We start from the raw sequence: 14,417 nt of genomic DNA, 5'->3' as shown, positions 1-14,417 counted from the left end.
TCGAATCGAAACGTGTTCTATTCGAATTGACAAGGTGGGGGTTCAGTCCACGTGACCCTGGGCGTGTACGAGCACGAAGTGCTCGACCGAATCGAGAAGCTGCTACCCGTGTTGCGCGAACGCGCACAGGAGACCGAGGATCTGCGGCGCATCCCCGACGAGACGATCGCCGACCTACGCGCGACCGGCTTCTTCAAGCTGATGCAGCCCACCCAGTGGGGCGGATTCGCCGCCGAGCCGGTGATCGTCTACGACGCCATCCGCCGCCTGTCCCGGGCGTGCGGCTCCACCGGCTGGGTCTCGAGCGTGCTCGGCATCCACCCGTGGCATATCGCGCTGTTCGATCAGCAAGCGCAGCAGGAGGTTTGGGGTGAGAACCAGGAGGCCCTGGTGTGCTCCTCCTACGCCCCGATGGGCGCGGGCCTGAAGGTCGAAGGCGGCTTCCGCCTCAGCGGCGCGTGGCGCTACTCCTCGGGCTGCGACCACGCCGACTGGGCTCTCGTCGGCGGCCCGGTGCTCGCCGACGGCGCACCCATCGTGGTCGACGGCTTTCCGCTGTTCGGCAGCTTCCTGATCCCCAAGTCGGACTTCACGATCGACAACGTGTGGGACACCTTCGGTTTGGCCGGCACCGGCTCCAATACGCTGATGGTGCAGGACGTTTTCGTCCCCGAACACCGGTTCCTCAGCTTCCAGGCCATGAACGACGGCTCGATGCCGGGCGTGCAGGTCAATGCCGAACCGGTCTACCGCATGCCGTGGGGCACCATCATGCCGACCGGCATCTCCACCCCGGTACTCGGTATGGCCGAGGGCGCGCGCGATGTCTACATCGACTACCAGCGCGAGCGCTGGCGGATCGCCTTCGCGGGCGAGCAGGCCAAGAACGACCCGTACGTCACCGAGCGGGTGGGCCGGGTGACCAGTGACATCGACGCCTCGTGGCGGCAGCTCTCGGGTCACATCGTCGAGGAGTACGAAACCATCCTCGCCGGTGGCGAACCCACCATCGACACCCGCCTGGACGCCCGCCGTGACCAGGTGCGCGCCACCCAGCGCTGTGTCGCCGCGATCGACGTGTTCATGGAATCCGCCGGTGCGGCGGCCCTGGCCAAGGGCACGCCGCTGCAGCGACTGTTCCGGGACGCCCGCGCGGCCCGCGTGCAGGCCACCAACGAGGCGGAGAAGGTCTACGACATGTACGGCAAGTACAAGTTCGGCCTCGACCCGCTCCTGATGATGGTGTGACGCAGCCGATTACGGTGTGACGGCCTAACGTCGTGCGCCCGGACCGAAGGATCGCAGGAAGAACGCGAGATTGGCCGGGCGCTCGGCGAGGCGGCGCATGAAATAGCCGTACCACTGATCGCCGTAGGGCACATAGGTGCGCAGGTGCGCGCCGGTGCCGACGAGCCGCCGCTGTTCGTCATCGCGGATGCCGTAGAGCATCTGGAATTCGAACCCGTCGACGCCACGACGGCCGGAGCGCAGGTAGCCGGCGGCTGCCTCGAGCATGACCGGGTCATGGGTGGCGATCATCGGGTAGCCCAGGCCGCCCATGAGGATGTCGAGGCAGCGCAGATATGACGCGTCGACCGCGTCCCGATCCTGATAGGCCACCTCGCCAGGTTCCCTGTACGCGCCCTTGCACAGGCGGATTCGCGATCCCGGCCCCGAGAAGTCACGGCAGTCGCCCTCGGTGCGCATCAGATAGGCCTGCAACACCGTGCCCACCCACGGGAAATCCTCCCGCAGCGCCCGCACGACACCCAGCGTCGAATCGGTCGTGGTGTGGTCCTCGGCATCCACGGTCACCCACACGCCCGCGGCCGCCGCGGCGGTGCAGATCTTGTGGGCGTGTTCGAGAGCGATCGCGTGCCCGTCGCGGGGCAGCGACTGGCCGAGCGCCGAGAGTTTGAGCGAAACCTCCAGCGGCCGCACCGTTCCCGTCGACCCCGGCAACTCCTCCAGGGTCCCCAGCAAGGCCAGATAGTGCGAGACGGTCGCGCGCGCCCGCTCGATATCGGTGGTGTCCTCGCCCAGATAGTCGATGCTCGCGTACCGGCCCGAGCCGAGCAGGTCGGCGGTGACCTCGGCCGCCTGCGCCTCGGTCTCTCCGGCGACGAAGCGCCGCACCATCTTCCGGGTCGTCGCCATCGAGGTGACGGTGCGTTCCACCCGCGGGGAGCGGGAGGCCGCCAGCAAGGCGGGACGCATGACGGTGGTGAACATCAGCGCTCCCCCACTTCCATCGCGACCTCCTGATGCGGATACCGGTGGTCGGTCGGCGGCACGAAGGTCTCCTTGATCGTCCGGGTCGAGGTCCAGCGCATCAGGTTCTGCGGCGACCCGGCCTTGTCATTGGTGCCCGAAGCCCGCGCGCCACCGAAAGGCTGCTGCCCGACCACCGCGCCGGTCGGCTTGTCATTGATGTAGAAATTGCCCGCCGCGAAACGAAGTCGTTCGGAAGCGGTGGCGACGGCGGCCCGGTCCTGCGCGATCACGGCACCCGTGAGGCTGTAGGGCGAGCCCCGGTCGACCAGACCCAGGACGTTCTCGAACCCGTCCGGAGTCGAATCGTCGTACACGTGCACGGCGAGAATCGGACCGAAGTACTCGGTGCGGAAGGCTTCGTCGCTCGGATCCTCACCCAGCAGCACGGTCGGCTCCACGAACCAGCCGACACTGTCGTCGGCGCGGCCACCGGTGAGTACGGTAAGGCTCGGTGTCGCTTTGGCCCGCTCGAGCGCGGCCACATTCCGGTCGAAGGCGCGTCGATCGATCAGCGCCCCACCGTAATTGGTGAAATCGGTGACGTCCCCGTAGCTCAGCTCCGACACTGCCGCGAGGAAATCACCGGACATCTTCGACCACACCGACTTCGGGATGAACGCGCGCGACGCCGCCGAACACTTCTGGCCTTGATAGTCGAACGCACCACGAATCAGCGCGGTACTCAACACCTTCGGATCCGCCGAACTGTGCGCGACCACGAAATCCTTACCGCCGGTCTCCCCGACCAGCCGCGGATAGGTGTCGTACCCGGCGATATTCTCCGCCACCGACCGCCACAAATGCTGGAACGTCCCCGTCGACCCGGTGAAATGGATCCCCGCCAGTCGCCGATCGGCCAGCGCCACCGCAGACACCTCCGGCCCGTGCCCGTGCACCAGATTGATCACGCCGGGCGGCAGCCCCGCCGCTTCCAGCAGCCGCATCGTGAAGTACGCCGAAAACGCCTGCGTAGGAGACGGTTTCCACACCACCGTATTGCCCATCAAGGCGGGCGCGGTCGGCAGATTCCCCGCGATCGCCGTGAAATTGAACGGCGTGACCGCGTACACGAACCCTTCCAGCGGCCGATACTCCGCCCGATTCCACACTCCCGGCACCGAGATCGGCTGCTCCGCCAGAATCTCGCGCGCGAAGTGCACGTTGAACCGCCAGAAATCCACCAGCTCGCACGGTGCGTCGATCTCGGCCTGATACGCGGTCTTCGACTGCCCCAGCATGGTCGCCGCGGCTATCGTCTCCCGCCACGGCCCCGACAGCAGGTCGGCCGCCCGCAAGAACACCGCCGCCCGCTCATCGAACGACAACGCCCGCCAGCCCGGTGCGGCCGCGGTTGCCGCCTCGATCGCCTCGGCGGTATCGCGCGCCTCGGCCACCGTGATCGTCCCCAGCACCGCCGAGTGTCGATGCGGCTGCACCACATCGAGCACCTCCCCCGAACTGCGCCGCTCCTTGCCCGCGATCACGTGCGGAATCTCGATCGCGGTCCCGGCGAGTTCGGCCAGCTTGCCCTGTAGCCGTTTTCTCTCCCCGCTCCCGGGTGCGAATGTCCCCACCGGTTCGTTCACCGGGGTCGGAGTGACCGTGACAGCGTCCATGACATCCTCCTGGCGATAGGTGGCCCGAGCCACGCAGCGATGACGCCGAGTCAACCCCGAAGCGGCCCGCGAATATTGAGCCGATCGGCCAAAGCCCCACCCAATGTGTTGTACGTTCGGCTGAACGGCGGATCTCGCCAGGCCCGAAGCACCGCGCCCGGATCCTCATCCCGTCGACCAGGCCGGAGCATCGGAGGCAAGATCGTGACCCACACCGAACAGGGCAGTGCTCGCAAGCCACCGTCCGATTCCGCGCGCGCTCAGCCCACTCCATCGCGCGCTCAGCCCATTCCATCGTCGGGTCCGACCGGCGTGGCGTTGCGGGATCTGGTGGGTGCGCTCGGCACCACCCTGGTGGAACTCATCCACGCGCCCCTCGGGGATGAAGTGCTCGTGCGTTCGGTGGCGCTGGTCGACAGCTCGGACCTGGCGTCGGAAACCGTTGCGAACGCACCGATGTCGGACATCTATCTGCAGGTGGGCATCGCCGAGGCGGAGGCGGTGCGCTGGCTGGGCGAGGTCGAGAGCCGGGCGCCCGGGCAGCGCCCACGCGTCGTTCTGACCAAGACGGCCGCCGAATCGGACGCATTCCAGCAGGCAGCGGCGCGAGTGGGCGTCGCCGTCGTCGCGGTGCATCCGCGGGCGCGCTGGGATCATGTGTATCCGCTGATCCGGCGGATGCTCGACCGCACCGACCGCGCGCGCGACAGCGCGGATCAGGATCTGCTGGGCGCGGATACGGATCTTTTCGGGCTGGCGCAGATCATCGCCCAGAACGCGGGCGGCATGGTGAGCATCGAGGACGCGCGGTCACATGTGCTGGCCTACTCGGCGTCGAACGAGGCCGCCGATCGGATGCGGATCCAATCCATCCTCGGGCGGGAGGGACCCCGCGACTATCTGCGCATCCTGCAACAGTGGGGAGTCTTCGACCGCCTGCGGCAAACCGACGAAGTGATCGATGTCCCGGCTCAACTCGACATCAAACATCGGCTGGCCGTGGGGATTCGGCGGCCCGGGGACGACAGTGTGCTCGGCTCGATCTGGTTGCAGGAGGGTGAGCAACCGTTCAAACCGGGTGCGGCCGAGGTGCTGCGTGGTGCGTCCGCGATCGCGGCCCGCATCATCACCCGCAGTCTGGACGCACCCTCGACCGAGGCACTGCTGATCCAGCGACTGTTCGGCGCGCACGGCGACGGCGTCGACGTGCCCTCGGTGGCCGGCGCGCTCGGCATCCCCGTCACCGGCCCGGCCGCCGTCATCGGCTTCGCACTCACCGGCGACACACCCACCGCCCGCGACCGCGACACCCTCGGCAGCGCACTTCGCCTGCGCGCCGGGGCATTTCGCCGCGACTCCCTGGCCACCCGCATCGGCGACCGCGCCTACATCCTGCTGCCGCGCTACCAGTCCGCGCGCGCCGTCACCGCCTGGACCCGCCAGCTCGTGGAGCAACTCGAATCCGCCAGCGCCCTGATCCTGCGTGCCGCCATCGCGATTCCCGTCCCCGACCTCGCCGCGGTCGCCCGCGCCCGGCTCGAGGTCGACCGCGTCCTGGACTCCACCGCCACCACCTTCCCCCGCGACCGCGTCACCACCCTCGCCGAATCCCGCACCGCCGTCCTGCTCGGCGAAATCCTCGACCTGATCGCCGCCCGCCCCGAACTCCACGACCCCCGCCTCACCGCCCTGTTCGACTACGACACCTCCCACGCCGCCCAACTCGAAGACACCCTCACCCACTACCTCCGCCACCACGGCGACGTCCGAGCCGCCGCCACCGCCCTCAACATCCACCCGAACACCCTGCGCTACCGCCTCCGCCGCGCCCAGGACATCACCGGCATCGACCTCGACGACCCCGCCGACCGCCTACTCCTGGAACTCCAACTCTCCCGCCACCGCCGCACCGTCGCCCGGCCCTAGGTCGGCAATCGCCGCGTCCGCCAAGGCCATAGCGTGCAATCGCCCCGGACAGGCGTGCCGGCCTTCGCCGAACGGCCGGCCGGTGAGGTCCACTTCCACGACCTCACCCGACGGCACGACCCGACGAGTAGTGGGCACCGGCGGATTGCGCCCCTCGATCAACGCCGCGGTCGCCGCATGCGCCTGCACGAGCAGCCCTATCCGGTTGGCCGTCACTTCATCGGCCACCCCGCCACACGCGGCCACCAAACGCGCGACCGCCAGATCCGCTTCGACGGTGACACTCATATGCGGCTGATAGGACAGCGCGACCAGAGCGACGTCGCCCTCGACGCTCGGTGACAGTCCCAGTGCCACCGCCAATTTCGCGGTGGGACTGCCCGCACCGATCCGCAACGAGTCGACATCCACACCCCGCAACTCGTTCTCGACGAGAGCGCGCCTGCGCGTGTGGGTCTCACCCTCACTGAAACGCACCACATTCGCTCGCAACCACGCGACACCCTCCGTCGCATCAGGAACGCCCGGAACCGGAAAATTCAGCATGCCCCACGCTATGCCGCCGACACTTCGGCGCCCACCGAACCGATCAGCCCGCCCAGAAATCGGCCTAGCAGTTCGAGGGGGGCGGGTCGCCGCGGAAGCGGGCGTCGATCCAGGTGACTGCTGCCGGGGCACCCAGGACCGCGGTGGTGAGGTGGTCGGGGCTGGGGAACAATTCGGACTGTACGGGGACGCCGGCGGCACAGTAGCGGTGCATCGTGTTGGTGATGGCGTCGACCGGGATCAGGGCATCCTGCGGGGAATGCCATTCGAAGATCGGGGTCGCGGGGAGGGCGTCGGAGAGTTCGAGGCTGTTGTCCTCCACCACATGTCGGGCGATCGGATCCTGGATCAGCGAGGTGGAAGCGGCGAAGTCGAGGGCGCTGTGGCCGGCACCGGCGACGAGGATCTCGTTGGTGCAGCCGTTGGCGATGGCGTTGCGCAGGGTCAGTCCGGCCGAGTTCATATTGTCGCTGACGGGCAGTTGGGTGGGGTACTCGCGCTCCAGGCCGATCGCGGCGGCCGCGGCCAGGCCGAACACCGGATGATGTTGGTAGCCGAGGGTTTCGATCATTTTGACCAGGTTCATCGGGACCCCGCCCGCCGCCGCCCCGGCGAGCCGCAGTTCGGGTGCGTAGCGGGGTTGCAGGGCCGCCGCCCAGGCGGTCGCCATGCCGCCGCCGGAATAGCCCAGTAGCGCAACCGGACTCGTATCCAGGCCGAGTTCGCGGACCCGGCGGACGGCGCGAATGCCGTCGAGGGTGATCATGCCGCCCAGTCGCGCCGCGCCGTAGGCGATGGTGGGGCCCAGATGATCGGGCAGCGCGATCGACCATCCCCGCAACAGCAGGCCGTTGAGGATCGGGGCCTCCCGCACCGCCAGATTCGGGTCCTGCGTGTAGAGCACATGGGAGACAGCGCATTTGGTGCCCAGCGCGTTGATGATGTGCTGATACGACAGCAGCGGCCCGCCGGGGACGGCCGAGGCCGGGCGCAGCAGAGTGGTGGTCGCGGCGATCGGGTTGCCCGCGGAGTTGGTGGAACGGAACTTCACCAGGGTCACGGTGACGCCCGGGAAGGTCGGTAGGGGCGGCATCGTCCGCACGGCCAGCACGTCGCCGTTAGCCTTGGCCGCGATATCGGCCGGGGGTTCGTAGAACGGATCGGGATCCGGTGTGGGATAGAGCGGTGACGCGCCCGCGGAGGGGGCGACCAGCAGCGGGACAGGCAGTGCACCGAGCAGGACGAGCAGTGCACCGAGCAGGACGAGCAGTGCACCGAGCGCGATCAGACGGCGGACGGGAGAACCGGCCGCGCCGCGACGAATCACGGCGGTCATCACGGGACCTCCAGTGGGTCGCTACGAAGTTGCCGATAGCACTGTCGGGCTTCCCGGCCGCGCGACCGATTGCGACACGCCGAAAGTCTCGATAATTCCTCGGCGGCACAGGTCCCTGCGCGTCAATCCGTCAGCGCGGACTCCAGCAGCGGCCATGAATCGTGCAGATCCTGTTGCCAATACGGCCAGGAATGCGTGCCCTCCGGATGCAGGACGACCGTCGCGGGCACATCCAGTTCCCGCAGCCGCTGCTGAAAGGTCTCGGTACAGCCGCGCACCAGATACTCCAGCACCGCGCCGAAAGTCACCGCCTGCGGCATGAGCGGGTCGGTCAGCGATTCCGGCCCGGGCGTCCCGCTGCCCGCCGAGATGTACACCGCCTTGCCGCGCAGCGCGGCCGCGCGAGCCAGCGGATCGTGCTCGGCCCACGCCGGATCACCGTCCGGACCCCACATATTGTCCGGATTGCCGCCCACCCAGCCGATCGAATTGCGAATGGCCAGTTTGGCATTCGCGCTGACAGTGTCCAAGCAGCCGCTGAAGGCCGCGAATCCCCGATACAGCTCCGGATACCGGGTGGTCAGCGTGGCCGCCGACAGCGCGCCCATCGACAACCCGCCGATGGCATTGCGACCGTTGCCCGCGAAACGCGCGTCGATCAGCGGCGGCAGTTCCCGGGTCAGGAACGTCTCCCACCGTTGCACCCCGCCCAGCCCGGGATCGGGCCGCTCCCAGTCGGAATAGAAACTGCCGCGCCCTCCGACCGGCAACACCACATTCACCCGCTTGTCCGCGAAGAACGGGACGATATCGGTCTTCTGCGTCCAATTCGTCTCCCCCGCACCGGAGTCCACGCCGTCGAGCAGGTAGTAAGTGGGTCGCGGCCCATTGTCGGCGGGATGCAGCACATCCACCGTGGCAGTCCGGCCCATGGCCGCGGAATACACCGTGAGTTGTGATCGGTTCGGACTTACGTCCCGCATATCCACGATGGTGGATTCGGTTGGCGGATCAGCCCTTGCGATGCCGGTCCCGGATATCACCAACGCCATCAAAGTGAGTGCCGCGGCCGCGGTCCTGCGCATATCGGCGGTCATCGCTGTCCATTCATCAGGATCCGACTGTCCGAACATTTCGGATGCTAAGTGAAATGAACTCGACTCAATCGAAGCGACGCCGCATGAACTTAGCTAACTGTTAGCCATATCACGGTGACCGGTCAGTGGCCGGGTCCGGTACAGCCCGGCGGCACCAGCCGCCCGGCCAGCAACTGCTCGACCCAGCCGTTCGTCAGCGGAATCGACAACGCGCCCACCAGGAAATGCTCACCCGGAAACGGCTGCAACCGCACCCGTGCCCCGCGCGCACACCACTCGTCGAACAGATGCAGTGCGCCCTCGAACGGAATCCAGATCTCATTGACCCCGTGGAACAGGAACACCGGAACCGCCGGGGCGACCGCACCCGGCCGGTTCTCCCGCATAATCTGTTGCACCATCGGCAGTTTCGTCGGATCCGGCACATCCGAGAGCTGATCGGCCCGCAGCGGCGCGATCACCCCGAGCGCGGTCTCCTGCGAAATGCAGATGTCGCGGAACAACTTCGCCACCCGCCAGCCATTGTCATTGAGCAGATCCAGCAACTCCGGATACTCGCGCCCGAGCCCCAATGCCGCCGCCAGCAGCACACCCGACGCGAAATTCACCCCGTCCATGCGCGGCAGCAGCAACTCGTAATCCGCCGGATTGCCGCCGATCATCGCGCCCACCAAGCGAATCTCCGGCGCATAGGCGGGAGCGAGTTGCGCGGCCCAGCTGGTCGCGATCGCGCCGCCGGAATACCCGGTCAGCACCACCGGCGTCGCCGGACTCAACCCCGGCATCGGCGTCCGGGTCACCGCCCTGATCGAATCGAGGACGGCATGCCCGCCCATGAGTCCGGCCGCGTACGCCTGCCGCGGGCCCTGATGGTCGGGGATCACGACCGCGTAGTTCTTGGCCAGCAGCAACTGAATCGCCAGCAGATCGGCCGAGACGCCGCGCTTCAACTCGGTCGAGGGCGCGCACGAATGCCCGACCGAGGAGATCGGAATGTTGTAGGACACCAGCGGTCTCGCGCCGGACCCTCGCCAAGGTGCGTACGGCAGCAGCAGCGTGGTGACCACCGGAACCGGCTGACCGTGCGAGTCGGTGGAACGCACCAGCAGCTCGAGCGAACGCGCTGTCGGGAACAGCCCGCCCGCCACCCGAACCGCCAGCATCGACCCCGCCGGCTTCGCCTCGAAGCCCGGCTTGGGCGTATAGAACGGATCGGTCCGCGGCGTCGGCATGATGGCCGCCGGATCATGCTGCGGCGCTATGAGATCCACCAACGGATTGGCCTGTGCGAACGCGGGCACCAGGACGCTCGCCAGTGCCGCGAAGATCCATATCCGTAATGCCCGGATTGTCACGATTCCGGATCGTCGCATACCGAACGGTCATGCTTTCGGATTTGCCTCGGCGCGGCGATAGCCCGGGTTTCGGTGCACCGACGGGCGTGGTTCTGGCACAGTGTCGGAATGAGGTGGTCGGTCGTCTTCGTGGCGGTTCTCGCGCTGACCACCGGCTGCGCCGCCCGCACTCCCGACTCACCCTGGCGGGAACTGTCCGCACCTCAGCACGACGCCCGCGTCCTGGAATTCGTACCCACCGCCGATGGGGTGCTCGCCCTGGGCTCGATCCCCGTCGCGGACGGCCGTACTCCCGCTGCCTGGACCACCACCGACGGCAACCACTGGAAGTCGGTGCCGGTCCGCGGGGAAAGCCCGTATGCCAAACTCGCGGAACTCATCTCGGCCGGAGCCGGCGATCAGACGGTGGTGTTGGGTCAGGCTTTCGGTGGTGCGCACGCCAATCCGCGCATGACCATCTGGAGCGGGGATGCGGGTGGGCTCACCGAATACCCGCAGGCGATGGAGATGTTCGGCGGCCCGCACGCCATCGCGGTGAGTGCGGCAGCGGCACTGCGAGGCACCGATCTGTTGATCGGCGATTGGGACGGGCCCGGGGGCCGCTACGGGGCGGCGTTCTGGACCTCCGGCAACGGTGCCGACTGGGTTCGCCACGCCGACGACCCGGCGCTGTCCTCGGAACCCGGTGAGCAGACCGGCGCGGCGGCCGTGACCACCGGACCCGGCGGCTTCGTGATCGTCGGAGAAACGCTGCGCGACACCCTCATCCACCCGCTGCAATGGACTTCACCCGACGGCGTCGCCTGGCAGCGTCACGATCTGGCGGGCAGCAGCGCCGCCGCCACCGGCGTCGGGTGCGGAGCTACCGCGTGCACGGTCTTCGGTCAAGCCATCGGGGCGACGCCGCACGTCCTGTGCTGGGCCTCCCCCACCGCCGACCCGATCTCAGGTCCGAGCGCCGCCGCCGTCGACGTCCAGCAGGTGATGCCCGCCGCCACCCGAGTATTGAGCCTGGTCGCCCTCGACCACACCGTGGCACTGCAGTCCGTGACCACCGATTGCACCGACTGGCAACAGATTCCACTGCCCGTCAGCTCACCCAGCGCGCGCATGACCACGTTGCGGTCGGGTCTGCTGCTGGCCACCACCGATGATGACCGCAGCAGACTCTGGCTGCACGCCCTGCCGTAACTCGGGTCGACCCCGGCGGTGTTCAGCGCCGTCGCAGGGTAATCGGCAAGGAGTCCTCAGGCAGCGGTGTAGCGCTCATATCGACCGGCATGACGTAGTCCTCGGGGACTTCCCACTCGAACTTCCGGAGCAGATGGTGCAGCACCATCTTGATCTCGAGCCCGGCGAAATGCTGGCCGAGGCATTTATGCGGCCCGGCGCCGAACGGAGCCCACGCCATCCGGTGGCTCTTGTGCTCGGCACGATCGTCGGAGAACCGGTCAGGGTCGAATTCCTCGGGCCGGGAGAAGATCTCGGGGCGATAGTGGTTGGCCCCGGTGGGAACGACGACCAGCGACCCCTTGGGAATGTGGTAGCCACACACCTCCGTGTCCTCGACGGCCGCGCGCGGCTCGATCTGGATCGGCGTGTGCAGCCGGGTCGTCTCCTTGAGAATCCACTCCAGCTCGGTGAGTTCGGCCAGTTCGTCGAAGCCGAGTTCATCGGGCAGCTCGAGTGAGCGCTCCCGCGTGCGCTTCTGCCACTCGGGGTACTTGGCCATGTAATAGACCATGCTGGTCAAGGTGCCGGTGGCGGTGTCGTGGGCCGCCGCCAGCAGGAAGATCATGTGGTTGATGATGTCCTGGTCGGTCAGGCGGGTGCCGTCCTCACCGGTGGCGTGGCACAGCATCGACAGCAGGTCGGTGCCCTGCTCCTGGCGGGCCGCGGTGATCCGCGCGCCGAGGAAGGCCTCCAGGGTGCGACGTCCACGTAGGCCGCGCCACCATTTGTTGCCGGGGATCGCGACGCGGACCATGGACCCGCCCGCGTGCAGGGTGTCGATGATGGTCCGGCTGAGCGCGGTGGCCTCGTCCCGCGGCAGCTTCACGCCCATGAAGACCTCCAGGGCGACATCGAGGGTCAGCCGCTCGAGATACTTGTGCATCAGCACCGGATTGCCCTCGGCCACACTGCCTTCCGGAATCTCACCGACATGGCGTTCGGCAATGCGGTGCAGTGACCGGAGATACGAGGTCAGCGCACTGCGGCCGAACGCCTGCTGCATGATCGAACGGTGGCTGCGATGCTCGTCGAAATCGAGCATCAGCAGACCGCGTTCGAAGAACGGACCGTTGAGCGGAGCCCAGGCCGGACCGTTGGCGAAGACCCGGTCCTTGTTCATCAGAATCTGCTGGGCGGCGTCGGGACCGTTGGCGATGATCCACTTGCTGCCGAACATGTTGAGCACGAACACCGGACCGTAGGTGGCCTCATCCTCGCGCGAGGCGGCGACCGGATCGCGCCGTTGCCGGAGGAGTTGCGCGATCCAGTTCGTCGCCGGTCCGCTGATCTGTTTCAGATCGCTGCCGACCGGAGGTGCGGCGACGAATTGTGTTCTGGGCAAAGTAGAACCCTCCTGCGGGCGATCACGAACTTTTCAGGTTGACGGCGATGTCGGTGGCGATCGTTTTCGCGGCGGCCGCAATGGCGACGGGATCGGTGAAATCGTTGAAGGAGAGGGTGACGACCGCGTTTCCCGACCAGAGCAGCAGGTGCGCATCGCTGCGCCCGGTGATCGACTTGGAGGCGCCGCTGATCATGAATCCCGCCTGCACCTGTGGACCGAGATCGGTTCCGGCGATGGCCGTGGAGGTCGGGTTGGTCAACTGGGATTCGTAGGTGCTCGTCAGCGAAGACTTGGTCCGGTCATACAGCGCCCCGGACTTCGAAACCAATTGCAGCGTCAGCTGGATGCTCGTCGGACGAGTGAAGGATTCCACCGTCCAACTGGGTGTGCGGACGATCTCGTCGGGATTCAGCGGAGTTCCGGGACTGCGTTTGCACACCGCCCCCGGCGCGAGCTGATTGAGCGTGGCGGTCGAGATCAGTGCACACTCGTCGCTCGGATTGGGGTAGGTCGGTCCCACCGCCTTGGAATCGGACGACTTACTGTGCACCGTCACGGCAACCGCGACAGCGATGGCGACGACCACTACTCCGGCACCCGCGATCCACGCCCACTTCCGCGAGAAGTTTGCCCCACCCATGAATCTCACTCCGATCTTGATTTACGCTGGGTCGAAACCCTACCGCAACGGGTCTAATCCGCTTGGGCCACAGGCTCGTCCGCGACCTCGTCGAATCGGAAGGTGACTCCCGTCAGCCGCTCGGACTCCGCCCACAGTGCGGCGGCCAATGCGGGATCGCTCGCCTGCGTTCCCACCTTGTTGATCACCGGATGTCCCTTGCTGACGCCACTGGGCCCGAACAACTCCCCACCACGCACACCCGGATCGGTGGCCGCCCGCAACGACGGCAGCGCACCCATTTCGACCGTCTGCATGAAAATCCGGAACACCCGCCGAATCGGCGGCCGCGACAGGAAGGCCACCGCCGGCCCGAGATTCTGCGCGAAATCAGACTCGGCCGCGCCTGGATGCGCTGCCACCGAGACCAATCCCGTCGCGGTCCCGTTGAGTCGCCGCTGCAACTCGAACGCGAACAGGGCGTTGGCCAGCTTGGATTGCTCGTAGGCCGCCAATCCCCGGTATTTGTGTCGTTCGAAGAACAGGTCATCGAGATCGAGCGTATTGCGGTGCTGTTTGGCCGAACCGCTGGTGACGGTGACCACCCGTGCCGCGGGAGCGGCCAGCAACAGATCCAGGATCTGCCCGGTGAACGTGAACGGCCCCAAATGGTTTGTGGCGAATGTGGTTTCGATCCCGTCCTCGGTGACCGCCCGCCGCCGGTTCAAGGCGCCCGCATTGTTCACCAGCAGATCAACCTGCTCGAACTCGTCGTGCAGTCGCGTCGCCGCCTTGCGCACCGACTCCTGAGACGCCAGATCCAGTTCCACGAACGACAATTCGGCCCCGGCCACACTCGCCCGAATGGCCGATACCGCCGCCTCGGCCTTCGTGGAATTGCGGCAGCCGAGCACCACCCGTGCACCGTGGGCAGCCAACTGCCGCGCGGTCTCGAACCCGAGACCGGCATTCGCGCCGGTCACAATGGCGGTGCGCCCGTGGAGATCTGGGATATCGTCGGCCGTCCACGGCACAGTCTTCTTACCCATAGCGCGTCTTCCTGCCACTGT

Annotated in this window: 12 protein-coding genes; 3 read left to right on the top strand and 9 right to left on the bottom strand. The window is 67.2% G+C overall.

Annotation, left to right across the window (positions count from 1 at the left end):
* Positions 1–57 precede the first annotated feature (57 nt).
* The gene (gene hsaA / locus ACFXHA_RS02220) at positions 58–1,248 is read left to right on the top strand and encodes a 3-hydroxy-9,10-secoandrosta-1,3,5(10)-triene-9,17-dione monooxygenase oxygenase subunit (protein WP_379353415.1); all 1,191 of its coding nucleotides are present in this window, start codon (positions 58–60) and stop codon (positions 1,246–1,248) included.
* Between the two features lie 24 nt (positions 1,249–1,272).
* Here the strand turns inward: hsaA and ACFXHA_RS02215 are convergent, their stop codons facing one another.
* Both ACFXHA_RS02215 and pruA read right to left on the bottom strand, forming a co-directional pair.
* Positions 1,273–2,235 carry a proline dehydrogenase family protein gene (locus ACFXHA_RS02215; RefSeq protein WP_379353413.1) on the bottom strand — a complete coding sequence of 321 codons (963 nt, stop codon included), beginning with the start codon at positions 2,233–2,235 and terminating at the stop codon, positions 1,273–1,275.
* A complete protein-coding gene (pruA, locus tag ACFXHA_RS02210; protein WP_379352182.1) occupies positions 2,232–3,890 on the bottom strand; it encodes an L-glutamate gamma-semialdehyde dehydrogenase in 1,659 nt (552 codons plus the stop codon). The genes ACFXHA_RS02215 and pruA overlap by 4 nt, the downstream gene beginning before the upstream one ends.
* A gap of 312 nt (positions 3,891–4,202) precedes the next feature.
* On the opposite strand from pruA, the gene ACFXHA_RS02205 reads away from it, so the two are divergent.
* Positions 4,203–5,816, top strand: a complete 1,614-nt coding sequence (locus ACFXHA_RS02205) for a PucR family transcriptional regulator (protein ID WP_379353411.1) — start codon at positions 4,203–4,205, stop codon at positions 5,814–5,816.
* Here the strand turns inward: ACFXHA_RS02205 and ACFXHA_RS02200 are convergent.
* The 4 genes from ACFXHA_RS02200 to ACFXHA_RS02185 form a co-directional block, all read right to left on the bottom strand.
* The gene (locus tag ACFXHA_RS02200) at positions 5,763–6,308 is read right to left on the bottom strand and encodes a hypothetical protein (RefSeq protein ID WP_379352181.1); all 546 of its coding nucleotides are present in this window, start codon (positions 6,306–6,308) and stop codon (positions 5,763–5,765) included. The genes ACFXHA_RS02205 and ACFXHA_RS02200 overlap by 54 nt on opposite strands.
* A gap of 118 nt (positions 6,309–6,426) precedes the next feature.
* Positions 6,427–7,698, bottom strand: a complete 1,272-nt coding sequence (locus tag ACFXHA_RS02195) for a lipase family protein (RefSeq protein ID WP_379352180.1) — start codon at positions 7,696–7,698, stop codon at positions 6,427–6,429.
* 122 nt (positions 7,699–7,820) lie between these two features.
* On the bottom strand, positions 7,821–8,783 hold the full coding sequence (locus tag ACFXHA_RS02190) for an alpha/beta hydrolase (protein WP_379353409.1): 963 nt from the start codon (positions 8,781–8,783) through the stop codon (positions 7,821–7,823).
* A gap of 134 nt (positions 8,784–8,917) precedes the next feature.
* Positions 8,918–10,150, bottom strand: a complete 1,233-nt coding sequence (locus tag ACFXHA_RS02185; RefSeq protein WP_379352179.1) for a lipase family protein — start codon at positions 10,148–10,150, stop codon at positions 8,918–8,920.
* Positions 10,151–10,258: 108 nt separating this feature from the next.
* Between ACFXHA_RS02185 and ACFXHA_RS02180 the strand changes: the two genes are divergently transcribed.
* Complete coding sequence (locus ACFXHA_RS02180) at positions 10,259–11,341, top strand: hypothetical protein (RefSeq protein ID WP_379352178.1); 1,083 nt, start codon at positions 10,259–10,261, stop codon at positions 11,339–11,341.
* Positions 11,342–11,363: 22 nt separating this feature from the next.
* On the opposite strand, the gene ACFXHA_RS02175 is transcribed toward ACFXHA_RS02180, so the two are convergent.
* From ACFXHA_RS02175 to ACFXHA_RS02165, 3 genes are read right to left on the bottom strand one after another with little or no spacing between them, the layout of a single operon-like run.
* Positions 11,364–12,725, bottom strand: coding sequence for a cytochrome P450 (locus tag ACFXHA_RS02175; protein ID WP_379352177.1), 1,362 nt, complete (start codon positions 12,723–12,725; stop codon positions 11,364–11,366).
* 22 nt (positions 12,726–12,747) lie between these two features.
* Positions 12,748–13,368, bottom strand: a complete 621-nt coding sequence (locus tag ACFXHA_RS02170) for a hypothetical protein (protein WP_379352176.1) — start codon at positions 13,366–13,368, stop codon at positions 12,748–12,750.
* 53 nt (positions 13,369–13,421) lie between these two features.
* Positions 13,422–14,396 (bottom strand): oxidoreductase, encoded by a 975-nt coding sequence (locus ACFXHA_RS02165; RefSeq protein ID WP_379352175.1) that lies wholly within the window; start codon positions 14,394–14,396, stop codon positions 13,422–13,424.
* Positions 14,397–14,417 lie beyond the last annotated feature (21 nt).

The sequence above is a fragment of the Nocardia sp. NPDC059240 genome (assembly GCF_042753865.1).
Classification (GTDB): domain Bacteria; phylum Actinomycetota; class Actinomycetes; order Mycobacteriales; family Mycobacteriaceae; genus Nocardia.
Note: the sequence above shows the minus strand (reverse complement) of the source record. Positions and strands in the feature narration are given on the sequence as shown.

Excerpts from the sequence above, each read along its gene's own strand:
- ACFXHA_RS02170 (WP_379352176.1), bottom strand. The coding sequence starts at position 13,368 with ATGGGTGGGGCAAACTTCTCGCGGAAGTGGGCGTGGATCGCGGGTGCC.
- pruA (WP_379352182.1), bottom strand. The coding sequence starts at position 3,890 with ATGGACGCTGTCACGGTCACTCCGACCCCGGTGAACGAACCGGTGGGG.
- ACFXHA_RS02165 (WP_379352175.1), bottom strand. The coding sequence starts at position 14,396 with ATGGGTAAGAAGACTGTGCCGTGGACGGCCGACGATATCCCAGATCTC.
- ACFXHA_RS02180 (WP_379352178.1), top strand. The coding sequence starts at position 10,259 with ATGAGGTGGTCGGTCGTCTTCGTGGCGGTTCTCGCGCTGACCACCGGC.
- ACFXHA_RS02190 (WP_379353409.1), bottom strand. The coding sequence starts at position 8,783 with ATGCGCAGGACCGCGGCCGCGGCACTCACTTTGATGGCGTTGGTGATA.
- ACFXHA_RS02195 (WP_379352180.1), bottom strand. The coding sequence starts at position 7,698 with ATGACCGCCGTGATTCGTCGCGGCGCGGCCGGTTCTCCCGTCCGCCGT.